Genomic DNA, 724 nt, shown 5'->3' on the forward strand with positions numbered 1-724 from the left:
TTCTTAACTTCTAACAAATAAAACCACTTTGGCGTTGTATGGTTAAGCCTCACGGGTAATTAGTACGAGTTAGCTCAATGCCTCACAGCACTTCCACATCTCGCCTATCAACGTTGTAGTCTTCAACGGCCCTTCAGTTAACTCTAAGTTAAAGTGAGAACTCATCTCGAGGCTCGCTTCCCGCTTAGATGCTTTCAGCGGTTATCGATTCCGAACGTAGCTACCGGGCAATGCTATTGGCATAACAACCCGAACACCAGCGGTTCGTCCACTCCGGTCCTCTCGTACTAGGAGCAGCCCCTCTCAATTCTCAAACGCCCACGGCAGATAGGGACCGAACTGTCTCACGACGTTCTAAACCCAGCTCGCGTACCACTTTAAATGGCGAACAGCCATACCCTTGGGACCGACTTCAGCCCCAGGATGTGATGAGCCGACATCGAGGTGCCAAACACCGCCGTCGATATGAACTCTTGGGCGGTATCAGCCTGTTATCCCCGGAGTACCTTTTATCCGTTGAGCGATGGCCCTTCCATTCAGAACCACCGGATCACTATGACCTACTTTCGTACCTGCTCGACGTGTCTGTCTCGCAGTTAAGCTGGCTTCTACCATTACACTAACCGTACGATGTCCGACCGTACTTAGCCAACCTTCGTGCTCCTCCGTTACTCTTTGGGAGGAGACCGCCCCAGTCAAACTACCCACCAGGCACTGTCCTCAA

1 rRNA gene is annotated in these 724 nt (G+C 51.7%); it reads right to left on the reverse strand.

From position 1 onward, the window contains the following. Positions 1–38: 38 nt before the first annotated feature. Positions 39–724, reverse strand: a 23S ribosomal RNA gene (locus tag A7985_RS25395); the annotation flags it as partial.

This window comes from Pseudoalteromonas luteoviolacea (assembly GCF_001696455.1).
GTDB lineage: Bacteria > Pseudomonadota > Gammaproteobacteria > Enterobacterales > Alteromonadaceae > Pseudoalteromonas > Pseudoalteromonas luteoviolacea_C.